The sequence below is a fragment of the Kitasatospora sp. NPDC127067 genome (genome assembly GCF_042724755.1).
GTDB lineage: Bacteria > Actinomycetota > Actinomycetes > Streptomycetales > Streptomycetaceae > Kitasatospora > Kitasatospora lactacystinica.
On the sequence record NZ_JBHXEM010000108.1, the window covers coordinates 1 to 22,361 of the forward strand.

Below are 22,361 nucleotides of genomic sequence, written 5' to 3' on the forward strand. Positions count from 1 at the left end.
TTTGTCCGGGGGGGGGGGGCGTGGGCCCCCGGCTGGTGGGCCCTCCGGGGCCCCGACGGTACGGGCTCAGAGCACCTTGGACAGGAAGGCCCTGGTGCGCTCGTGCTGGGGATTGGTGAGCACCTCGCGGGGGTTGCCGGACTCGACCACCACACCGCCGTCCATGAACACCAGCGCGTCGCCGACCTCGCGGGCGAAGCCCATCTCGTGGGTGACGACCACCATGGTCATGCCCTCCTCGGCGAGGCCGCGCATGACGTCCAGGACGTCGCCGACCAGCTCCGGGTCGAGCGCGGAGGTCGGCTCGTCGAAGAGCATCAGCTTGGGCTTCATGGCCAGCGCGCGGGCGATCGCCACGCGCTGCTGCTGGCCGCCGGAGAGCTGCGAGGGGTAGTTCTTCGCCTTGTCGGCGAGGCCGACCCGCTCCAGCAGGACCATGCCGCGCTCGCGGGCGTCGGCCCTGCTCTCGCCCTTGACCTGGACCGGCGCCTCCATGACGTTCTCGACGGCGGTCATGTGCGGGAACAGGTTGAAGCGCTGGAAGACCATGCCGATGTCGCGCCGCTTGAGGGCGACCTCGCGGTCCTTGAGCTCGTGCAGCCGGTCGCCCTTCTGCTGGTAGCCGACCAGCTCGCCGTCCACCCAGAGGCGGCCGCCGTTGATCTTCTCCAGGTGGTTGATGCACCGCAGGAAGGTCGACTTGCCGGAGCCGGAGGGGCCGATCAGGCAGAACACCTCGCCCTTCGCCACCTCCAGGTCGATGCCCTTGAGCACCTCGACCGGGCCGTAGGACTTGTGCACGTTCTCGGCGCGGACCATGGGCTCGGCCGGGGCCGCGGCGTCGGCGGGGGTCTTGGTCAGATCGGTCATACGTGACCACCTCCCTCGATCCCCGGGACGACGTCGGCGGTCGTCCTCGGGGCGGGCTTCCCGGCGAACAGGCCCCGCAGTCGCTGCAGCGGGGTGGGCGGGAGGGTGCGGTTGGAGCCTCGGGCGTAGTGGCGCTCGATGTAGTACTGGCCGATGGTCAGCACCGAGGTGAAGAACAGGTACCAGAGGCTGACCACGATCAGCAGCGGGATGTTCTGGTAGTTCCGGGAGTAGATGACCTGGCCGGCCCGGAAGATCTCCTCCAGGGAGATCACGGAGACCAGCGAGGTGGTCTTGAGCATCGAGATGGTCTCGTTGCCGGTCGGCGGGATGATCACCCGCATGGCCTGCGGCAGGACGATCCGGCGCATGGTCTGGAACCGGCTCATGCCGAGCGCGTGCGCGGCCTCGCTCTGGCCCTCGTCCACCGACTGGATGCCGCCGCGGACGATCTCCGCCATGTAGGCGGCCTCGTTGAGGCCGAGGCCCAGCAGTGCGGCGACGAAGGTCGGGATCAGCACGTTGGTCTGCTCGGACCAGAACTCGGGCCCCCACGGGACGCCGATCGACAGCTTGGCCCAGATCAGGCCGAGGAAGTTCCAGAACACCAGCTGCACCAGCACCGGGGTGCCGCGGAAGATCCAGATGTAGACCCACGCGACGCCGGCCAGCAGCGGGTTCGGGGACAGGCGCATCACCGCGAGGATGATGCCGCCGACCACACCCATGAGCATGGCGAGCACGGTCAGTTCCAGCGTCACCAGCAGGCCGTGCATGATGCTGTCGTGGAACAGGTACTGACCGACGATGTCCCACTTGAAAGCGGGGTTGGTGAGGAGGGCGCTCAGCAGCATCGCCGCGAGCAGGGCGATGACGACGGCGCCCGCCCAGCGTCCGGGGTGGCGGACGGGGACGGCCTTGATGATGTCAGGCCGCCCCTTCTCCGCCGTCCCCTTGTCCAAAGAGTTCACGGTGTGGCCTCGGGGGAGAAGATGGAGCGTACGAGGGTCAGCTGACGGCACCGTTGACGGCCGACGTGGAGATGGCGCCGGCCTCGACGCCCCACTTGGTGAGGATCTGCTTGTAGGTGCCGTCGTCGATCAGCGACTGGACGGCGCCCTGGACGGCCGGGGTCAGCTTGGAGCCCTTGGCCAGGGCGACACCGTAGGGGGCCGTGCCGTAGGTCTCGCCGACCTTCTCCAGCTGGCCGCCGGACTGCTTGATCGCGTAGTCGATCACCTGGGAGTCGGCCATCATCGCCTGGTCGCGCCCGGACACCACGGCGTTGGTGACGTCCGTCTGGAGGTCGAACTTGTCGCCCCCGTTCGGGATGCCCGGCTTGCCGGCCTTGGGGCAGTCCGGGTCGCGGGTGTCCTTGATCTCGTCGGCCTGGGTGGTGCCGGTCTGGACGGCGATCTTCTTGCCGCAGAGGTCCTTCGGGTCGACCTTCTCCGGGTTGCCCTTCTTCACCGCGACGGCACTGCCGGAGTTGAAGTAGGTGACCATGTCGACGATCTGCTCGCGCTCCTTGTTGTCCGTGAAGGACGACATGCCGAGCTGGAACTTGTTCGACTGGATGCCGGGGATGATCGCGGTGAAGCCGGAGTCCTGGACCTCGGCCTTCAGTCCGAGCTTGGCGGCGATGGCGTTGGCCAGGTCGACGTCCATGCCGATGATCTTGCCGCTGTCGTCCTTGAACTCGTCCGGGGCGTAGGAGGCGTCCGCGCCCACGACGATCTTGCCGGCGGACTTGACGTCCTCCGGGACGAGCGAGGCCAGCTTGGGGTCGGCCTTGACCTCGTTGACGGTGGCGGAGGCGTTGGGGGCGCCGCCGCCGTCGCTCTTGCTGCTGCTGCAACCGGTCAGCACGAGGGAGACCGACGCGGCGACCACACCGGCTGCGAGGAGCCGGCTGCGCTGGGTACGGGTGGTCATGAGGGGGATCTCCATCCTGGGGGAGAGAGGTCGGGCGGAGCGCGCCGCGGGAGCGGCGCACCGGACCGGCGAGCCGCGCGGCTCGGTACGGGTGCGTGTCGCCGTACGTCGTCGTACGTGCAGGCCGGGTCGTGCAGTTTCCCGGGCGCGGGGGAGCCGCCCGGGGTCGTACGCGGTACTGCTTCCGCCACCCTCCGCCGAGGTGGACGTTGACCGGACGGCCTCGACCAGTGGCCGGCTCGATCCGAGATGGGGGGAATCCTGCCATCTGATGACAGTCAGGTGGCCCTCATCCAGATCAAAATCGGATAACGAGGGGTCGCACTGTCCGCTATTCGGACTTATTCCGTGCCCCTGTCACCCTGCGCATACGTATGCAGACCGGTCCGTGCCGCACCCGGCGCCCGTCGCCCGCCGGATCAGATGCCCCCGTTGACCACCGCGTTCTGCGCCGCGCCGGCGCTCACGTTCCACTTGGCCAGGATCTTGTCGTACTCGCCGCTGCGGATCAGCTGGTCGATCGCCTTGGCCAGCACGTCGCGCAACTGGCCGTCGTCCTTGCGCACCGCGATCCCGTACGGGTTGGAGGTGGACTGCCCGCCGGTCACCTCGAAGCGGCCGCCGCCGTCGGTGGTCTTCGCCGCGTAGGCGGCCACCGGGAAGTCGTTCAGGCCGGCCGTGGCGGCGCCGGAGGCGACCTCGGCCAGCGCCTTGGTGTCGCTGTCCAGCTTGTGGGGGGTCAGCGGGCGGCCGGCCCGGGCGCAGACGGCCACCTGGCGGGTGACGATCTCGTCCTGGGTGGTGCCCTGCTGGAGCGCGACGGTCCTGCCGCACAGGTCGTCCAGGCCCTTGATCCCCTTGGGGTTGCCCTTCGGGACGACGATCGAGGTGCCGGCGATGAAGTAGTCCACGAAGTCCACGCCGGGGCCGGTCTGCTTGCCGTTCTCGTCCAGGGCGTCGCGGCGCTGGCGGGTGTCGCTGAGCGCCGACATCGCCACGTCGTACTGCTTGGCCTGGAGGTTCGGCACCAGCTTGTCGAAGGGGGTGTCGACGAACTCGACCCGCACGTCGAGGATCCGGCCCAGGGCGGCGGCGAGCTCCGGGTCGAGGCCGGCCGGCTTGCCGTCCGGGCCGCGGTACTCCACCGGGGCGTAGTTGACGTCCATGCCGACCCGCAGCGCCCCGGCCGTCCGCTGGGCGTTCGGCAGCTTGCCGCGGAGGTCCTTGACCGGGTCGTCCGAGGCGGCCTGCCCGCCGCCGCAGCCGGTCAGCAGCAGGGCGCCGGCGGTGGCCAGGGCGGCGGCGGCCGGTATCGGACGACGGGCATGGCGGACGTGAAGCATGAGGGAGGCTCCTGTGGGAGGGACGAGCGGCCGCCACGGTGTCGCGCGGGTGTACGCGAAATGGCGGACAAGCGATCCTGCCATCCCGGCCTGCCGGGCCCGGCGGCGGGTGTGTCAGAATTCGTTACCGGGTGACCCCCGAACGCTCGAACCAGACCGACGAGCCCCGACAGGCTCGGGGTGCCCGGGAACGGAAGTCCTCACGCGGCTCCGTATCCGGGGCGCCGACTCCCCTTCGGATCTGCGTTCACTCCTGCGGGTGCGCGTGCGCTCATGCCGTTGCCGCCGCCGGTGCCCGGCGCTTCCGACGCCGGGCCCTGTGACGCGACGGCACGGCGATGAACCGCACGTGACGAGGACGAAAAGGCATAGGTGCGATGCCTTCGTCCGACCTACGCTCGGCCCGGAAGCACAACGCGGACAACACAAGACCCCATAAAACCCTCATCCGAGGGCGCCGCCCGACGGCAGCGCCCCGACCCTGACCCCGGGTCCGCTTCGGCGTACCCGGTTTCCGGTTTCCGGCCGGGTCGTCCTGCCCGTCGGCCGCGCGTCCTCGCCAGATCAATGACGAAGAGGTCATCGTGGCAGCGGAGATCATCAGCAGCACCCAGGACACCGACGATCCGGTCGACGCGGTTTTCGCGCTCCACCGCGGCGGCAAGATGGAGATCCGGGCGACCGTCCCGGTGCGCGACGCGGACGACCTGTCCCTCGCCTACACCCCCGGTGTCGCCCGGGTCTGCACGGCCATCGCCGAGCAGCCGGAGCTGGTCAACGACTACACCTGGAAGGCCAACACCGTCGCGGTGGTCACCGACGGCACCGCGGTGCTGGGCCTCGGCGACATCGGCCCGCAGGCCTCGCTGCCCGTGATGGAGGGCAAGGCGATCCTGTTCAAGCAGTTCGGCGGCGTGGACGCGGTGCCGATCGCGCTCGCCTGCACCGGAGTCGACGAGATCGTCGAGACCGTGGTCCGGCTGGCGCCCTCGTTCGGCGGCGTCAACCTGGAGGACATCTCCGCGCCCCGCTGCTTCGAGATCGAGCGCCGGCTCCAGGACGCCCTGGACATCCCGGTCTTCCACGACGACCAGCACGGCACCGCGATCGTCACCACCGCCGCCCTGTGGAACGCCGCCAAGGTGACCGGCCGTGAGATCGGCTCGCTGCGGGCCGTCATCTCCGGTGCCGGCGCGGCCGGCATCGCCATCGCCAAGATGCTGGTCGCGGCCGGCATCGGCGACGTGGCGGTCTGCGACCGCAAGGGCGTCGTCCACGAGGGCCGCGGCGACCTCACCGACGTCAAGGCCGAGATCGCCGGGCGGACCAACCGCACCGGCCTCAAGGGCTCGCTGGCCGACGCGCTGGCCGGCGCCGACGTGTTCATCGGCGTCTCCGGCGGCACCGTGCCGGAGGAGGTCGTCGCGACCATGGCCGAGGGCGCGTTCGTCTTCGCGATGGCCAACCCCACCCCGGAGATCCACCCCGAGGTCGCGCACAAGTACGCCGCCGTGGTCGCCACCGGCCGCAGCGACTTCCCGAACCAGATCAACAACGTGCTGGCCTTCCCGGGCATCTTCGCGGGCGCCCTCCAGGTCCGCGCCTCCCGGATCACCGAGGGCATGAAGCTCGCCGCCGCCAAGGCGCTGGCCGGCGTCGTGGCCGACGAGCTGACGCCGCAGAAGGTCATCCCCTCGCCGTTCGACGAGCGCGTCGCGCCGGCGGTCACCAAGGCCGTCGCCGAGGCCGCCCGGGCGGAGGGCGTGGCGCGGATCTGACGATCCGACCGGACATCCGCCGAACGGCCCGGGGCCGGGACACGCGTCACACCTCCGCGTGGTTCCCGGCCCCGGCCGTCGCGGCTATCGTCCGGGGCATGTTCGCTGCCTACGCCGCACGTATCGACGCCGCCGACCCGCTGAGCGGGCTGGAACTGGGCGACCTCCCCGAGCCGCAGGCCCGTCCCGGGTGGAGCGTGGTCACGGTCCGGGCCGCCAGCCTCAACCACCACGACCTGTGGTCGCTGCGCGGGGTCGGCCTGCCCGCCGAGAAGCTGCCGATGATCCTCGGCTGCGACGCCGCCGGCGTCGACGAGCACGGCAACGAGGTGGTCCTGCACTCGGTGATCGGCCAGAGCGGCCACGGGGTCGGCCCGGACGAGCCGCGCTCCATCCTGACCGAGCGCTACCAGGGCACGTTCGCCCAGCGGGTCGCGGTGCCCACCTGGAACCTGCTGCCCAAGCCCGCCGGGCTGAGCTTCGAAGAGGCCGCCTGCCTGCCCACCGCCTGGCTGACGGCCTACCGGATGCTGTTCACCAACGCCGGGGTCAAGCCCGGGGACACCGTCCTGGTGCAGGGCGCGGGCGGCGGAGTGGCGACCGCGCTGATCGTCCTCGGCAAGGCGGCCGGCCTGCGGGTCTGGGTCACCGGACGGGACGAGGCCAAGCGCGCCCGGGCGGTGGAGCTCGGTGCCGACGCGGCCTTCGAGAGCGGCGCCCGGCTGCCCGAGCGGGTGGACGCCGTCCTGGAGACGGTCGGCGCCGCGACCTGGTCGCACTCGGTGAAGTCGCTGCGCCCGGGCGGCACCGTGGTCATCTCCGGGGCCACCTCCGGCCCCAACCCGAGCTCCACCGAGCTGAACCGGATCTTCTTCCTGGAGCTCAAGGTGGTCGGCTCGACCATGGGCACCAAGGAGGAGCTGGCCGGGCTGCTCGCGTTCTGCGCCAACACCGGCGTCCGGCCGGTGATCGACTCGGTGCTGCCGCTGGCCGAGGCCCGGGACGGCTTCGCCCGGCTGGCCGGGGGCGAGGTCTTCGGGAAGATCGTCCTCACCCCCTGACACCGCGGCGGCCCGGCGCCCCGAACGGGGGCACCGGGCCGTCACCCTCCGGACCGCCGGCTCAGCCGAGCAGCCGCTTCAGCCGCTCGCCCGCGGCGCCCAGCACCGTACGGGCCTCGGCCAGCTTGTCCGCGCTCACCCCGCCGTCCCGGGCCGCGTCGCGGACCTGGTCGCGGAAGCGGTCGAGCAGCCGCTCCAGCTCGCGGGCCGGGTCCCCGGCCGGGTCGGTGCGGGCCCACGGCGGCAGGTCGGCCGCGGCGTCCGCGGCGGGCCCGTCCTTGTCCAGGTCGATCCGGGACACGGTGATCCGTTCGGCGGACCCGGCGGGCTCCTCCTGCGCACCGTGGCCCCAGCGGGCCGCGTCGGCCAGCCCGGCCAGGCCCTTGGTCAGCTCGGAGAGGCCCTCGGCCAGCCCGGTCGGCCAGTCGCCCTTCGCGGCGTGCTCGCGCACCTGCTGCTCGACCCGCCGCTTGATCCGCAGCGCCTCCTGCTGCGCGGCGGTGCGGGAGGCCTTGGCCTGCTCGCGCAGCCGGCGGGCCTCCGCCTCGGCGGCCTTCGCCTTGGCCTTGGCGGCCTTCTCCTGCTCCCGGGCGCGCTTGGCCTGCTCCTTGGCCTGCTGCTTGAACTGGGCGAACTCCTCCTTGGCGCGCTGCCAGGACTCGTTGTCCCCCCAGGGTCCGGCCCACGGGTCCCCGCCCTCGGTGCGCTCCGGCCGGGGCGCCTGCTTCGCGGCGTTCCACAGCTCCTCGCGCAGGTCCTTGGCGCTGTCCCGGACGTCCTCGCGGATCGCCCCGGCGAGCTGGGCCACGGAGTCGTGGATCTCCACCTCCAGCTCCTCCAACTCGACCTGACGGGCTTCGAGTTCGGCGCGTCCGGCGTCGGTCAGCCGGTACACCTTGCGGCCGCCCTCGGTGCTGTGGGCGACCAGGCCCTCCTGCTCCAGCTTGGCCAGCCGCGGGTAGACCGTCCCGGCCGAAGGGGCGTACAGGCCCTGGAACCGCTCCTCCAGCAGCCGGATGACCTCGTAGCCGTGCCGCGGGGCCTCGTCCAGCAGCTTCAGCAGGTAGAGGCGGAGCCGGCCGTGGCCGAACACAGGGGTCATCTCAGGCCTCCTTGGTGAGGTTCGGGGTGCCGGGGCCGGCCGGGAGCTCCTTGACCACCACCGGGCCCTCCTCCTCCGAGTCGGGGCGGCGCAGCACGGTGACCGCGCCGGAGACGGTGGTGACGTGGAGGCTGCCGCGGCCCTCGCCGAGCCGGCCGGAGATCTTCTTGGCGCCCCAGGTGCTGCTCATCTGGAGTTCCTCGAAGGTGCTGGAGACGTCGCCGCTGGTGGAGCCGGCCTCGACGGTGGCGTCGGCCAGCGAGGGGATCCGGACCACGACCGCGCCGCTGACGGTGTTGACCTTGACGTCGGTCTCACCCGCCACGTCGAGGTCCAGGGTGACGGCCCCGGTGACGGTGTTGGCCTGGATCCGGTCGGCGGTGCCGGCGATCACGGTGAGCTGCCCGGAGACGGTGTTGACCTTGAGCCGGCCGCCGACCGCCTGGGCGTCCACGTCGCCGGTGACGGTACTGGCCTCGATCCGGCCGGTCACCCCGGCGAGGGTGGTGTCGCCGTTGGCGCTCTGCACCGAGACGTGCCCGCTGACGCCGCTGACGGTGGCGTGCGCCGACACGGTGCCGACCTTGACCTCGACGTCGGCCGGGACGGTCACGGTCACGCCGGCGATCCGCTTGCGCTTGAAGGAGCCGAAGAAGTTCTTCACCGAGCCGACCGACTTGAGCCAGTCGCCGAACTCGCCCCAGCTGTTGATGTCCTTGTAGGTGACCGTCAGGACGCCGTCCACCAGGGTCACGTGCAGGGGGTCGCCGACCAGCTCGGTGACCTCCAGGCGGGCCGGGCCCTCGGCCGCGACCACGTTCACCGTGCCCTCGATGGTCCGCACGTGCAGCGTGCGCACCGACTCGTCGAAGGTGATCCTCTCGGTGCCCTCGACCGTCCACTGGCTCATCTCTGCCGCCTCCCGTCGCGGATCGCGATGTATCGCGTTCTCTTTTAAAGACGATATATCGCGTGCTGGCAGAGTCAAGCGTGCCGGCCCCCGATACCGACCCCGATCCGTCCCCGATCCGTCCCCGAGACCTCCCCTACGGGGACGGCGGGGCTCCGTACCCGAACACGCGCGAGGCCCGGGAGGCGGTTGCCTCCCGGGCCTCGCGACAGCCGTCACCGGGTCACTCGTCGTCCTCGTCGTCGAGCCGCGCCAGCCAGGTGGCCAGCCGCTCGACCGGGACCTCGAAGTCCGGGTTGAGGTCGACGAACGTGCGCAGCTGCTCGGCCAGCCACCCCAGGGTGACCTCCTCCTCGCCGCGCCGGTTCTCCAGTTCCTCGATGCCTCGGTCGGTGAAGTACACGGTTCGCTCCGGTCCGATGGGGATTGACCCGGTCAGGATAGTCCGGGGCCGATCAGCCGTTGTAGCGGTAGTAGCTCAGCGCGATGCGGACCGCGTCGGTACCCGTCTCGTGGCTGATCATCTTGACGATCGCGACGCTGCGGTCCTTGCGGTTGCGCACGCAGAACACCCGCCCCGGCGGGACGTCCGCCCAGGTGAGCTTGGCGGTGGGGTTCTGGTCGATGGCCGAGGAGCACTGCTCGGGGGTGAGCGAGCCGTCCCGGCTGATGTACCGGTCGAAGTCGGTGTCCACCCTGGGGCCGGAGCTGTCCGGGTCCATGAAGGTGGCCGAGCCCCCGGACGGGCCCACCTTGCCGGCCGCGAGTTCGAAGCCGTAGTCGTGGCCGGGCGAGCCGAGCTCCCGGTCGGTGTAGACCGCGACGTAGGCGCCGCCGGGCAGCGGGGTCCCGGATGCCGTGGGGGCGGACGGCTGCGTGGGCCCGGGAGTGGGGGTGGTCGGGGCCGCGCTCGGCTTCTGGCTCTGGGGGGCCGCCGGGGTGGTCGCGGGCGGCAGCGGGTCGGAGGTCCTGGTGACGGTGACCTCGGGGGCCGGCCCGGCCGCCGACCCCTTGCCGTCGTCCAGCTTCTTCATCAGCACCACACCGCCCGCGGTGCCGCCGACCGCCATCACCAGGGCGACGGTGAGCAGCACCTTCCAGGACACCCCGCCCTTGCGTGCGGGTGCGGGTGCGGGTGCGGGTGCGGGCTCCGGGGCGGGCGCGGGCGCCGGGGCGGCGGTCACCGCCGGGCCGGGCGGCGGGGTGTCGTGGGACGGCGGCTCCGGCCGGTGGAACCCGACGGTCGGCGGGGTGGGCAGCACCGGTGCGGTCGGCGACTCGGTGGGCGGCTGCGGGGCGCCGTACGAGCCGACCGGCGGCGGCGCGAAGCCGGACGGGGGCGTCGCCGGCTGCTGCGGGTGGGCCGCGGTGGCCGGGTGTGTCGGCGCGCCGGCGGGCGGCGGGGGAACGGCCGGCATCGCGGGCAGCGGGGTCGGCGGGGTGGCGGGCGCGGCCGGCAGCGGGGTCGGCGGGGTCCTGGGGAGGTCCGAGCGGCGGGTGATCTCGGTGCTGACCTCGCGCGGCAGCCAGTCGTCGCCGAACCGCAGCTGGCCGCCGACCTCCGGGTGGTTGCGGGCGACCTGGATGATCTCGGCCGGAGTGGGGCGGTCCTCCGGGGACTTCGCCAGGCAGCGCTGGATCAGTTCGCGCAGGTCGGCCGGGACGGCGGTGAGGTCCGCCTCCTCGTGCACCACCCGGTAGAGCACCGCGGTGTCCGGGCCGTCGCCGAACGGCGCGGTGCCGCCGGCCACGTACGCGGCCAGGGCGCCGAGCGCGAAGACGTCGGTGGCCGGGGTGACCGGGCGGCCCTGGGCCTGCTCGGGGGACATGAAGGCGGGGGAGCCGATCCGGTAGCCGGTGCCGGTCAGCGCGGTGGCGTCGGCGGCCCGGGCGATGCCGAAATCGATCACCCGCGGGCCGTCCCCGGCGACCAGCACATTGGCGGGCTTGAGGTCGCGGTGGACCACCTCGACGCTGTGGATCGCCTGGAGGGCCTCGGCGATGCCGCCCATCAGCAGCAGTACGGTGCGCACCGGCAGGGCGCCGTTCTCGCGCACCACCTGCTGCAGGGACGGGCCCGGGACGTACGCGGTGACCAGCCAGGGGGCGTCGCCGTCCAGGCCGCCGGAGTCGATCACCTGCGCGGTGTAGAGCCCGTGGATGCGCTGGGCGCTGCTGACCTCCTGGGCGAAGCGGCGGCGGAACTCGCCGTCCTCGGCGAACTCCGGGCGCACCACCTTGAGTGCCACCGGGCGCCCGCCCGGGGTGTAGGAGAGGTAGACCCGGCCCATGCCGCCGGCGCCAAGCCGGGCGAACAGCCGGTAGCCGCCGACCTCCCGGGGGTCGTCCGGGAGGAGCGGCTGGAAGACCGGAGGAAGCTTTCCGGCGTCCCGAGGCGTGTCGGCGGTCATGCGGTGATCCCCCTGGGAGAGCGGTGAGGCGGTACGGCCGCGGCGGCCGGGGCGCGTGGACGGGCGCCCGGTCGCCGGACGGCGAGCCATAACCTATCGATCCGTCAGGAGTCCGCGCACGGCGGTTCCGGATTGGTTGCAGAGCTGGAACCGAACGGGCGGCGGGCACCAACGCCCGTGGCCCCGCCCTCCCGATGGGGAGGACGGGGCCACGGGCGTTCGGACCGCGGGGCTTCGGCGCGTCAGAGCGCGAAGACCTCCTCGACCAGTGCCTGCTGCTCGGCGGCGTGCCGCTTGGCCGAGCCGACCGCCGGGGACGAGGCCGCCGTGCGGGCGACCCGGCGCAGCCGGGCGTCGCCGCCGGTGCGGCCGATGACGACCTGGAGGTGGTCCACCAGGTTCATCGCGATGAACGGCCAGGCGCCCTGGTTGGCCGGCTCCTCCTGCGCCCAGACGAACTGGACGTTGTCGCCGTAGCGGGCCAGCTCCTCCTGGAGCTCGGCCACCGGCAGCGGGTAGAGCCGCTCGACCCGGACGATCGCGGTGTCGGTGACGCCGCGCTCGGTGCGGGCGGCCGCCAGGTCGTAGTAGAACTTGCCGGCGGTGATGACCACCTTGCGGACCTGCGCCGGGTCGACGGTGGAGTCGCCGATGACCGGGCGGAACGAGCCGGACAGGAACTCCTCGGTCGCACTCGCCGCGGCCTTCAGACGCAGCATCGACTTCGGGGTGAAGACGACCAGCGGCTTGTGGTGCGGGTTGTGCGCCTGCCAGCGCAGCAGGTGGAAGTAGTTCGACGGCAGGGTCGGCATGGCGACCGTCATGTTGTTCTGCGCGCACAGCTGGAGGAAGCGCTCCGGGCGGGCGGACGAGTGGTCCGGGCCCTGGCCCTCGTAGCCGTGCGGCAGCAGCAGGGTGACGCCGGAGTGCTGGCCCCACTTCTGCTCGGCGGAGGCGATGTACTCGTCCACCACGGTCTGCGCGCCGTTGACGAAGTCGCCGAACTGCGCCTCCCACATGACCAGCGCGTTCGGGCGGGTCAGCGAGTAGCCGTACTCGAAGCCCATGGCCGCGTACTCCGACAGCAGGCTGTCGTAGACGGTGTAGCGGGCCTGGTCCTCGGTGAGGTACTGCAGCGGGGTGTAGTCCTCGCCGGTCTTGCGGTCGATCAGGACGGCGTGCCGCTGGCCGAAGGTGCCGCGGCGGCTGTCCTGGCCGGCCAGGCGGACCGGGTGGCCCTCCATGAGCAGCGAGCCGATGGCGAGGGTCTCGCCCATCGCCCAGTCGATGGTGTTGTCCTCGACGGAGCCGGCGCGGCGCTGGAGCTGCGGCAGCAGGCGCGGGTGGACGGTCAGCCAGTCCGGGTGGTTGACCTGGGAGGCGGCGATCCGCTTGACCATCTCCTGGGAGATGCCGGTCTGGATGGAGACCGGGAAGTCGGCGACCGGCTTGCCCGTGGTGGTGTCGGCCGGTGCCTGGGCCGCGTCGCGGACCTCGGCGAAGACCTTCTCCAGCTGGCCCTGGAAGTCCTGGAGCGCCTGCTCCGCCTCTTCCATGGTGATGTCGCCGCGACCGATCAGGCCCTCGGTGTACAGCTTGCGCACCGAGCGCTTCTTGTCGATCAGGTCGTACATCAGCGGCTGGGTGAACGACGGGTTGTCGGCCTCGTTGTGACCGCGGCGGCGGTAGCAGATGAGGTCGATCACCACGTCCTTGTGGAACTCCTGGCGGAACTCGAAGGCGAGCCGCGCGACGCGGACCACGGCCTCCGGGTCGTCGCCGTTCACGTGGAAGATCGGGGCCTCGATCATGCGCGCCACGTCGGTGCAGTACATCGAGGAGCGCGAGGACGCCGGTGCGGCGGTGAAGCCGACCTGGTTGTTCACCACGACGTGCACGGTGCCGCCGGTGCGGTAGCCGCGCAGCTGCGACATGTTCAGGGTCTCCGCGACGACGCCCTGGCCGGCGAAGGCCGCGTCGCCGTGGATCTGGATCGGCAGCACCGGGAAGGTGGTGCCGCCCTGGTCCAGGATGTCCTGCTTGGCGCGGGCGATGCCCTCGACGACCGGGTCGACCGTCTCCAGGTGGGAGGGGTTCGCGGCGAGCGAGACCTTGATGGTCTCGCCGTCCAGGCCGGTGAAGGTGCCCTCGGAGCCCAGGTGGTACTTGACGTCACCGGAGCCGTGCATCGACTTCGGGTCGAGGTTGCCCTCGAACTCGCCGAAGATCTTGCCGTACGGCTTGCCGACGATGTTGGCGAGCACGTTCAGGCGGCCGCGGTGGGCCATGCCGATGACGGCCTCGTCGAGGCGGTGCTCGGCGGCGGCGTCGATGGTCGCGTCCAGCAGCGCGATCAGCGACTCACCGCCCTCCAGCGAGAAGCGCTTCTGCCCGACGTACTTGGTCTGCAGGAAGGTCTCGAAGGCCTCGGCCGAGTTCAGCCGACGCAGGATCCGCAGCTGCTCCTCGCGCTCGGGCTTCGCGTACGGCTTCTCCAGGCGCTCCTGCAGCCACTTGCGCTGCTTCGGGTCCTGGATGTGCATGTACTCGATGCCGACGGTGCGGCAGTAGGTGTTGCGCAGCAGGCCGAGGATGTCGCGGAGCTTCATCATCTTCTGGCTGCCGAAACCGCCGACCGCGAACTCGCGCTCCAGGTCCCACAGGGTGAGGCCGTGGGTGGTGACGTCCAGGTCGGGGTGCTTGCGCTGCTTGTACTCCAGCGGGTCGGTGTCGGCCATCAGGTGGCCGCGGACCCGGTAGGAGTGGATCAGCTCCATGACGCGGGCGGTCTTGTTGACCTCGTCGTCGTGGGTGGTGGCGACGTCGGTCGCCCAGCGGACCGGCTCGTACGGGATCCGCAGCGACTCGAAGATCTCGTCGTAGAAGCCGTTCTCGCCGAGCAGCAGGCGGTGGATCTCGCGCAGGAACTCGCCGGACGCCGCGCCCTGGATGACGCGGTGGTCGTAGGTCGAGGTCAGCGTCATGATCTTGGAGACGCCCAGGCGGGACAGGGTCTCCGGGGCGGAGCCCTGGAACTCGGCCGGGTACTCCATGGCGCCGACGCCGACGATGGTGCCCTGGTTCTGCATCAGGCGCGGCACGGAGTGCACGGTGCCGATGCCGCCGGGGTTGGTCAGCGAGACCGTGACGCCGGTGAAGTCGTCCATGGTCAGCTTGTTGGCGCGGGCCCGGCGGACGATGTCCTCGTAGGCCTGCCAGAAGCCGAAGAAGTCGAGCGTCTCGGCCTTCTTGATGGCCGCGACGACCAGCTGGCGGTCGCCGTTCGGCTTGACCAGGTCGATGGCCAGACCGAGGTTGACGTGCTCCGGCTTGACCAGGAAGGCCTTGCCGTTCTCCACCTTGTAGCTGTAGTTCATGCCCGGGGCGGCCTTGATGGCCTGGACCAGGGCGTAGCCGATCAGGTGGGTGAACGAGACCTTGCCGCCGCGGGCGCGCTGCAGGTGGTTGTTGATGACGATGCGGTTGTCGATCAACAGCTTCGCCGGCACGGCGCGGACCGAGGTCGCGGTCGGCACCTCCAGCGAGGCGTCCATGTTGGTGGCGACGGCCTTCGCCGGGCCGCGCAGCTGGATCAGCTCGGGGCCGGCGGTGGCGGCGGCCGCGGCCGGCGCCGGGGCGGCGGCCTTGGGAGCCGGGGGCGCGGCGGGCGCGGCGGCGAGCGGAGCCGGAGCGGCGGCCGGGGCCGGGGCGGCGGCGGGCGCGGCCGGAGCAGCAGTCGCGGCGGGCGCGGCCGGAGCAGCAGCGGGCGCGGGGGCAGCGGCAGGGGTCGGCGCGGAGCCGGCCTGGGTCGCGGCCTGGGTCACTGGGGTCACCTCGGTACCGGGCTTGTAGTCGGCGAAAAAGTCCCACCAGGCTCGGTCGACCGAGTTCGGGTCCTGGAGGTACTGCTGGTAGATCTCGTCGACGAGCCACTCATTGGGGCCGAAGCCAGTGGAGCTTGCCGAGCTGTTGGGGGTTTCAGGGGACTGTGGCGACACGGCGGCAACCGCCCTCTTCCGCTTCCTTTTGGGATGTTTGGACAGCGGGGATTAAGGCTACGCCCCTGACCAGTGATCGCGCAGTCCCCGGGGCCCAGGCGTCGCCCAGATCACAGTGCTGACCTGCACTTTGGCTGAAAAAGTGCGTTAGAAAGCCGCATCTGAGGGGAACCGATCGGTGCCGATCAGTGGGCATAGTAGGACCAAAGCGGACAAAAACTCGGTCGAATCCTCTAACGATCTTCGTATGCCTCTGTGTCGGATCTGTGACAAATGTCCCGACCGTCACCTGGGCGCGGTCCGGGCAGCCGGACCTCGATCCGGCAACCGCGCGGGGACTCGGCCACCGCGATCCGCCCGCCGTGCAGGTCCACCGCCCAGCGGGCGATGGCCAGACCCAGTCCGGTGCCGCCGTCCGCCCCCGGTCCGGCGGCGGTCGCGGTGCCGCTGCGGCTGAACCGGTCGAAGACCCGGGTGCGGTCGGCCGGCGGGATGCCGGGGCCCTCGTCCTCGACCTCCAGCAGCAGGCCGCCCTCCTCGCCCTCCGGTCTCGCCCGCACCGTCACGGTGCCGCCGGGCGGGGAGTGCTTGCAGGCGTTGTCGACCAGGTTGGCGACCACCTGGTGGAGCCGTTCCGGGTCCGCCACGCCGGTCAGGCCGGTGGGGCTGACCTCCAGGGCCAGCCGGACGTCCCCGCGCCGGGAGAAGGCGCCGCCGGCCGTGGCGCCGTCCACGGTGACCCCGCGCAGCACGCCGTCCAGGAACTCGCGCACCTCGAAGGGGCGGGCGTCCAGGTCGACCACGCCGTCGTCGATCTTGGAGAGGTCGAGCAGGTGGGTGACCAGCCGGCCGAGCCGCTCGGTCTGCTCCAGCGCCGCTCCCAGGGTGGCCGGATTGGGCTGGACGACGCCGTCCACCACGTTCTCCAGGACGGCGCGCAGCGCGGCGATCGGCGTGCGCAGTTCGTGCGACACGTTGGCGACCAGCTCGCGGCGGTGCCGGTCGGCGGCCTGGAGGTCGGCGGCCATGGCGTTGAACGCGGCCGCCAGCTCGCCGATCTCGTCGCGCGAGCCCGCCTCGACCCGGCGGGTGTAGTCCCCGGAGGCCATCGCGCGGGCGGCGGCCGTCATCTCGCGCAGGGGGGCGGTGAGCCCGTGCGCGAGGAACTGCATGAAGAGCAGCGAGGCGATCATGGAGAAGACCATGATGATCCGGATCTGGGTCTCGGACCGGATCGCCACGACCACCATCCCGGTGGCCAGGAACACGGAGACGATCACGAGCAGGGCGAGTTTGCCCTTGATCGAGCGGACCGGATCGAGCGGCCGGATGTCGGCCCAGACCCGGCGGGCGGCGCGGGCGGCCAGGTTCTGCTGCCGCGTGCCGTCGGATTCCCCGTTGCGTTGCTGTGGAAAGGTCATTGTCCCCTGTGGTCCCCGCGTCGTCCCCCCGCGTGGTGGCACGGCGTCGTCCGGACACGGGCCCCCCGGTGGCCCGTCTCCCGGTCGATGCCGTCAGGAGAGCGGGGCCTCCAGGGCGTAGCCGACTCCGTGGACGGTGCGGATCCAACTGGCGCCGATCTTCCGGCGCAGCGCCTTGACGTGGCTGTCCACCGTGCGGGTGCCGGACGCGTCGGTCCAGTCCCAGACCTCGGCCAGCAGCTGCTCGCGGGTGAGCACGGCGCGCGGCTGGGCGGCCAGGCAGGCGAGCAGGTCGAACTCGGTCGGCGTCAGGTGGACGTCGCCCGAGGCCAGCCGGACCCGGCGCTGCACGTGGTCGATCTCCAGCTCGCCGAACCGCAGGCTGCCCAGTGCGGGCGTGCGGGCGGCCTGCTGGGCGCGCTCGACGCGGCGCAGCAGGACGTTGACGCGGGCGGCCAGTTCGCGCATCGAGAACGGCTTGGTCATGTAGTCGTCCGCGCCCACGCCGAGGCCGACCAGCAGGTCCGTCTCGTCGTCGCGGGCGGTCAGCATCAGCACCGGCACCGGGCGCTGGGCCTGGATCCGGCGGCACACCTCCAGCCCGTCGAAGCCGGGCAGCATGATGTCGAGGACCACCAGGTCCGGCTGCCAGGTGTGGAAGCCGTCGACCGCGCCGGGGCCGTCGTGGGCCACGGCGACCTTGAAGCCCTCGGCGCCCAGCCGGGCGGCGATCGACTCGGCGATCGTGGGCTCGTCCTCCACCACCAGGACTCTGCGCTGGCTGCTCACAGTGCCACCGGTGTTGTGGTTGTCCTGCTGAATTTCTGTCACGGTCACGCCACCGCCCCCAGGGCTGCGGGCCGGCCACCTGTGGGGATGGCGGGGCTCCGCTCGTAGTCTTGTTCCGTCGTGGACTGTGCCGGGTCCGCCGTCCCGTCGCGCGACCGGGAGCCGAGGACGGATGGTCGGCCGCCCACTTCTCCCGCGCACTTCGCAGCGTACGGACAGCGGATGCTTCCCGGCAGGTGGACCGGACGTTTCCGGCCCGTGGGCCGGCTGTCGGGCCGCCCTCGGACCCACTGCACGAGTGGGCACGGGCCGATACCTTACCCGGCGAATTTTCACTGCGTAACGGTACGTATGCAGTTCAGTTGACGCCAAGTCGCCGGTCAGAGGCCCTACTGCCGCGTTGCGGGGGAGAAGGTCTGGACCAATGTCGGGAATCCCGCCGTCCGCTACGGCGGTGTTCTTCACGGGCTTTTCCCAGGTGCCTCTCAGAACCTCGACGTACCGTGGCCACGACAAACCCCGACCGGGCGGAACCCGCGGCGCGCGCCGGTACGTTGGGCCCGGGCGGGGAGCCGGTGGCTGCGGCGTGGAGCGGAGGCGGCATGGCGGGACTCGGACGGAGTGCCGACGGGTGCGGGGGTGCGGGAGCGCCCTACGGAATGCTCCGTCTCGGGCTGCGCACCGGCGTCCTCCAGTGGCTGCTGGAGCGGGTGCCGACACCCCGGAGCACGCCCTTCACGCTCGGGTACCTCGCCGTCGTGGGCGCCACCACGACCTTCGCCGGGCTCGCCGACCCGGAACTCGTCCAGCGGCTGCAGGAGGCCTCCAGCTCGGACGGGCACAACCTGCTCCAGCATCCTTTGCGTGCTCTTGTGCTGAGCGGATTCTGGGTGGCCGGCGAGGTGTGGATGCCCTACCTGTGGGGATTCGCCCTCACCCTCGCCCCGCTGGAGCGCAGGGTCGGTCCGGCCCGGGCGGCGGCGGTGTTCGCGGTCGGGCACGTCGCGGCCACGCTGCTCTCCCAGGGGGTGGTGATCACCGCGGTGGAGACCGGGCGGATGGCGCCCGAGGCGATGGACCACCTGGACATCGGGGTCAGCTACGGCGTGCTCGCCTGCCTGGGCGCGGTGGCCGGGCTGCTCTCCTGGCGCGGGCGGCTGCTCGCGCTGGGTGGTGCGGGGCTGATGATCGCCCAGCAGATCGCCGCCGACAAGGACGTGATCACGGGGGTGGGGCACCCGGCCGCGGTGCTCACCGGGGTCGCGCTGTGGCGCTGGCTGCGCCGGGTGGAGCGGCGCCCGCCCCGGCCGCGTCCGGCTGTCGCGACGGCCGCCGGCGGTGCGCCCGCGCGGGTGTGGACGGCGCGGTGACGCCGCCGTCCGGCCGGGGCCGTCCGGGCCCCGGGGGCCTCGTGCCGGGATTCCCCGAGGTGCGCCCACCCCTCTCTTGACGGAGTCGGGCGCGGGCTTCCCGGCCCGATGCGTGTTCGCTCACGGCGAACAGAGCGCCGGGAACATCCGGCGGCCGCCAAGCCTTAGTCAGGTCGACTCAAGTTCACTGACTGGGGAGAGATCATGGCATCGACGTCCACACCGCTCACCCTGCCCGTGCTGCCGCTCGACGACGAGGTCGTCCTGCCGGGCATGGTCGTGCCGCTGGACCTGAAGGACGCCGAGGTGCGCGCCGCGGTCGAGGCCGCCCGGGCCGCCGCCACCGGCACCGGCAAGCCGCAGGTCCTGCTGGTCCCGCGGGTGGACGGCTCGTACGCGGCGGCCGGCACCCTGGCCACCGTGGAGCAGGTCGGCCGGCTGGCGGACGGCGATCCGGCGGCGCTGGTGCGCGCCGTGCGCCGGGTCCGGATCGGGGCCGGCACCACCGGCCCCGGCGCCGCCCTCTGGGTGGAGACCACGCCGTTCCGGGAGTCCTCGGTGGGCACCCCGGTGGCCGGCCGGGCCGCCGAGCTGGTCAAGGAGTACAAGGCGCTGTCCACCCAGTGGCTGCGCAAGCGCGGCGCCTGGCAGATCGTCGACCGGGTGGCGCAGATCGAGGGCGTCGGCGAGCTCGCCGACAACATCGGCTACGCGCCCTTCGCCACCGCCGAGCAGAAGCTCAAGGTGCTGCTGGAGGCCGACCAGGTCGCCCGACTGGAGTACGCGCTCACCCTGCTGCGCGACCACCTCGCCGAGGAGGAGGTCAACGACACCATCCGCAAGGACGTCGAGGAGGGCGTGGCCAAGCAGCAGAAGGAGTTCCTGCTCCGCCGCCAGCTGGAGGCCGTCCGCAAGGAACTGGCCGAGCTGAACGGCGAGGCGGCCGACGAGGAGGGCGACTACCGCGCCCGGGTCGAGGCCGCCGACCTGCCCGAGAAGGTCCGCGAGGCCGCGCTCAAGGAGGTCGACAAGCTGGAGCGCTCCTCCGACCAGTCGCCCGAGGGCTCCTGGATCCGGACCTGGCTGGACACCGTCCTGGAACTGCCCTGGAGCGAGCGCACCGAGGACGAGTACGACATCGCCGGCGCCCGCGCGGTGCTGGACGCCGACCACACGGGCCTCGACGACGTGAAGGACCGCATCGTCGAGTACCTGGCCGTCCGCAAGCGCCGGGCCGACCAGGGGCTCGGGCCGGTCGGCGGCCCGCGGGAGGGGCAGCGCGGAGCGCTTCCCACGAGCGGTACCGGTGGGCGACGGGCGGGCGGCGCGGTGCTGGCCCTGGTCGGCCCGCCCGGCGTCGGCAAGACCTCGCTCGGCGAGTCGGTCGCCCGCGCCATGGGCCGCAGGTTCGTCCGGGTCGCGCTCGGCGGCGTCCGGGACGAGGCGGAGATCCGCGGCCACCGGCGCACCTACGTCGGCGCGCTGCCCGGCCGGCTGGTGCGGGCGATCAAGGAGGCCGGCTCGATGAACCCGGTCGTCCTGCTCGACGAGATCGACAAGGTCGGCTCCGACTACCGGGGCGACCCGGCCGCCGCCCTGCTGGAGGTGCTGGACCCGGCGCAGAACCACACCTTCCGGGACCACTACCTGGAGGTCGAGCTCGACCTCTCCGACGTCGTCTTCCTCGCCACCGCCAACGTGCTGGAGGCCATCCCCGAGCCGCTGCTCGACCGGATGGAGCTGGTCCGGCTGGACGGCTACACCGAGGACGAGAAGGTCGCCATCGCCCGCGACCACCTGCTCCCGCGCCAGCTGGAGAAGGCCGGTCTCGGCGGCGGGCAGGTCGCCGTGGACGATTCGGCGTTGCGCAGCCTCGCCGGGGAGTACACCCGGGAGGCGGGCGTGCGCACCCTGGAGCGCTCGATCGCCCGGGTGCTGCGCAGGATCGCCGCGCAGGCCGAACTGGGCGAGCGCGAGCTGCCCGCCCGGGTCGGCCCGCAGGACCTGCGCGCCCTGATCGGCCGGCCGCACCACGTGCCGGAGTCCGCCCAGGAACCGGCCGAGCGCCGCACCGCCGTCCCCGGCGTGGCCACCGGCCTCGCGGTGACCGGCGCCGGCGGCGACGTCCTCTACATCGAGGCCTCGCTGGCCGACTCCGAGACCGGCGGCACCGGGCTGACCCTCACCGGACAGCTGGGCGACGTGATGAAGGAGTCCGCGCACATCGCGCTCTCCTACCTGCGCTCGCGCGGCGCCGAGCTGGAGCTGCCGGTCACCTCGCTGCGGGACCGCGGCGTGCACCTGCACATCCCGGCCGGGGCCGTCCCCAAGGACGGGCCGAGCGCGGGCATCACCATGACCACGGCGCTGGCCTCGCTGCTCTCGGGCCGCAGGGTGCGCACCGACGTGGCGATGACCGGCGAGGTGTCGCTGACCGGGCGGGTGCTGCCGATCGGCGGGGTGAAGCAGAAGCTGCTCGCCGCCGACCGGGCCGGGGTCACCACGGTGATCATCCCCAGGCGCAACGAGGCCGACCTGGACGACGTCCCGGCCGAGGTGCTGGAGCGGCTCACCGTCCACCCGGTGGCGGACGTGCGGGAGGTGCTGGAGCTGGCGCTGGAGCCGGCCGGGGCCACGGTGCTGGTGGCCGCCTGACCGCCGGCCCGGGCCGCCCGCACCGCCGGCCCGGGCCACGCGCCGGAGCTCCGGGAGCCGCCGGTCCGACGGCCGCCGGCGACCCGAACGGGCCACCGGCGATCTGAAGGGCCGGCGGCACCCCCGCGTGCGAGACTGCGGAGATGCCGTCCCCCACGCAGCGCGCCCTGGCCCGGGTGCCCGACCGGCTGCGCCCCTTCCTGGTGCGCCACCGCCGGCTGGTGAAGTTCCTGCTGGTCGGGAGCGGCTGCTTCGTGCTCACCACGGTGATCAACTTCGAGCTCAAGTTCACGGTGCTGGAGCACAAACCGGTGGTCGCGCTGACCGTCGCGACCGTGATCGGCACCGTCGTCTCCTACGTGCTGAACCGCCGCTGGGCCTTCCGGGCCGCCGGCCGAAAGCGCGAGGTGCTGATGTTCGTCCTGGTCAGCGCCGTGGCGATCGCCGTCAACGACGTGCCGCTGGTGGTCTCCCGGTACCTCCTGGACCTGCGCGAGCCGTACATCGGGCCCTTCGAGCAGGAGGTCGCGGACTTCCTCAGCGGAATGGTCGTCGGCACCTTCGTGGCGATGCTGTTCCGCTACCGGGCGATGCGCCGGTGGGTCTTCGTCCCGCCCGCCGGGCGGACCCGGGCCGAGCCCGTCCCGGTGCCGACGGCGGTGCCCCCGGAACCCGACTACGCTGCACCCGGGATGCCACCGGATGTGCCGTAAAGGGG

At 72.2% G+C, this 22,361-nt stretch carries 16 protein-coding genes; 5 read left to right on the plus strand and 11 right to left on the minus strand.

Annotation, left to right across the window (positions count from 1 at the left end):
• Positions 1 to 66 precede the first annotated feature (66 nt).
• The 4 genes from ACFWJ4_RS31630 to ACFWJ4_RS31645 all read right to left on the minus strand — a co-directional run bounded on the left by ACFWJ4_RS31630 (position 67) and on the right by ACFWJ4_RS31645 (position 4,148).
• Positions 67 to 870: an amino acid ABC transporter ATP-binding protein gene (locus tag ACFWJ4_RS31630; protein ID WP_359904500.1), complete on the minus strand. Its 804-nt coding sequence runs from the start codon at positions 868 to 870 to the stop codon at positions 67 to 69.
• Positions 867 to 1,841 (minus strand): amino acid ABC transporter permease, encoded by a 975-nt coding sequence (locus tag ACFWJ4_RS31635; RefSeq protein WP_380550074.1) that lies wholly within the window; start codon positions 1,839 to 1,841, stop codon positions 867 to 869. Before ACFWJ4_RS31635 ends, ACFWJ4_RS31630 begins: the two co-directional genes overlap by 4 nt.
• Positions 1,842 to 1,878: 37 nt before the next feature.
• On the minus strand, positions 1,879 to 2,805 hold the full coding sequence (locus tag ACFWJ4_RS31640) for an ABC transporter substrate-binding protein (RefSeq protein WP_380550077.1): 927 nt from the start codon (positions 2,803 to 2,805) through the stop codon (positions 1,879 to 1,881).
• A 419-nt stretch (positions 2,806 to 3,224) separates the two neighbouring features.
• Positions 3,225 to 4,148 (minus strand): ABC transporter substrate-binding protein, encoded by a 924-nt coding sequence (locus tag ACFWJ4_RS31645; protein ID WP_380550080.1) that lies wholly within the window; start codon positions 4,146 to 4,148, stop codon positions 3,225 to 3,227.
• 584 nt (positions 4,149 to 4,732) lie between these two features.
• Here ACFWJ4_RS31645 and ACFWJ4_RS31650 point away from each other — a divergent pair.
• Both ACFWJ4_RS31650 and ACFWJ4_RS31655 read left to right on the plus strand, forming a co-directional pair.
• The gene (locus tag ACFWJ4_RS31650) at positions 4,733 to 5,926 is read left to right on the plus strand and encodes an NADP-dependent malic enzyme (RefSeq protein ID WP_380550083.1); all 1,194 of its coding nucleotides are present in this window, start codon (positions 4,733 to 4,735) and stop codon (positions 5,924 to 5,926) included.
• Positions 5,927 to 6,024: 98 nt separating this feature from the next.
• Positions 6,025 to 6,987, plus strand: a complete 963-nt coding sequence (locus ACFWJ4_RS31655; RefSeq protein ID WP_380550086.1) for a zinc-binding dehydrogenase — start codon at positions 6,025 to 6,027, stop codon at positions 6,985 to 6,987.
• A gap of 61 nt (positions 6,988 to 7,048) precedes the next feature.
• On the opposite strand, the gene ACFWJ4_RS31660 is transcribed toward ACFWJ4_RS31655, so the two are convergent.
• The 7 genes from ACFWJ4_RS31660 to ACFWJ4_RS31690 all read right to left on the minus strand — a co-directional run bounded on the left by ACFWJ4_RS31660 (position 7,049) and on the right by ACFWJ4_RS31690 (position 17,660).
• Positions 7,049 to 8,089 carry a PadR family transcriptional regulator gene (locus ACFWJ4_RS31660; RefSeq protein WP_380550089.1) on the minus strand — a complete coding sequence of 347 codons (1,041 nt, stop codon included), beginning with the start codon at positions 8,087 to 8,089 and terminating at the stop codon, positions 7,049 to 7,051.
• A 1-nt stretch (position 8,090) separates the two neighbouring features.
• Positions 8,091 to 8,999, minus strand: a complete 909-nt coding sequence (locus ACFWJ4_RS31665) for a DUF4097 domain-containing protein (protein WP_380550092.1) — start codon at positions 8,997 to 8,999, stop codon at positions 8,091 to 8,093.
• 223 nt (positions 9,000 to 9,222) lie between these two features.
• The gene (locus tag ACFWJ4_RS31670) at positions 9,223 to 9,402 is read right to left on the minus strand and encodes a DUF6104 family protein (protein WP_049649445.1); all 180 of its coding nucleotides are present in this window, start codon (positions 9,400 to 9,402) and stop codon (positions 9,223 to 9,225) included.
• A gap of 52 nt (positions 9,403 to 9,454) precedes the next feature.
• On the minus strand, positions 9,455 to 11,410 hold the full coding sequence (locus tag ACFWJ4_RS31675) for a serine/threonine-protein kinase (RefSeq protein WP_380550095.1): 1,956 nt from the start codon (positions 11,408 to 11,410) through the stop codon (positions 9,455 to 9,457).
• Between the two features lie 242 nt (positions 11,411 to 11,652).
• A complete protein-coding gene (locus tag ACFWJ4_RS31680; RefSeq protein WP_380550098.1) occupies positions 11,653 to 15,408 on the minus strand; it encodes a multifunctional oxoglutarate decarboxylase/oxoglutarate dehydrogenase thiamine pyrophosphate-binding subunit/dihydrolipoyllysine-residue succinyltransferase subunit in 3,756 nt (1,251 codons plus the stop codon).
• Positions 15,409 to 15,641: 233 nt separating this feature from the next.
• On the minus strand, positions 15,642 to 16,829 hold the full coding sequence (locus ACFWJ4_RS31685) for a sensor histidine kinase (RefSeq protein ID WP_380550101.1): 1,188 nt from the start codon (positions 16,827 to 16,829) through the stop codon (positions 15,642 to 15,644).
• Between the two features lie 93 nt (positions 16,830 to 16,922).
• Positions 16,923 to 17,660 (minus strand): response regulator transcription factor, encoded by a 738-nt coding sequence (locus ACFWJ4_RS31690; protein WP_030057574.1) that lies wholly within the window; start codon positions 17,658 to 17,660, stop codon positions 16,923 to 16,925.
• A 617-nt stretch (positions 17,661 to 18,277) separates the two neighbouring features.
• Between ACFWJ4_RS31690 and ACFWJ4_RS31695 the strand changes: the two genes are divergently transcribed.
• The 3 genes from ACFWJ4_RS31695 to ACFWJ4_RS31705 all read left to right on the plus strand — a co-directional run bounded on the left by ACFWJ4_RS31695 (position 18,278) and on the right by ACFWJ4_RS31705 (position 22,356).
• A complete protein-coding gene (locus ACFWJ4_RS31695; protein WP_380550104.1) occupies positions 18,278 to 18,988 on the plus strand; it encodes a rhomboid-like protein in 711 nt (236 codons plus the stop codon).
• 204 nt (positions 18,989 to 19,192) lie between these two features.
• Positions 19,193 to 21,643: an endopeptidase La gene (gene lon / locus ACFWJ4_RS31700; protein WP_380550107.1), complete on the plus strand. Its 2,451-nt coding sequence runs from the start codon at positions 19,193 to 19,195 to the stop codon at positions 21,641 to 21,643.
• A gap of 143 nt (positions 21,644 to 21,786) precedes the next feature.
• Positions 21,787 to 22,356: a GtrA family protein gene (locus ACFWJ4_RS31705; RefSeq protein ID WP_380550110.1), complete on the plus strand. Its 570-nt coding sequence runs from the start codon at positions 21,787 to 21,789 to the stop codon at positions 22,354 to 22,356.
• Positions 22,357 to 22,361: the final 5 nt, after the last annotated feature.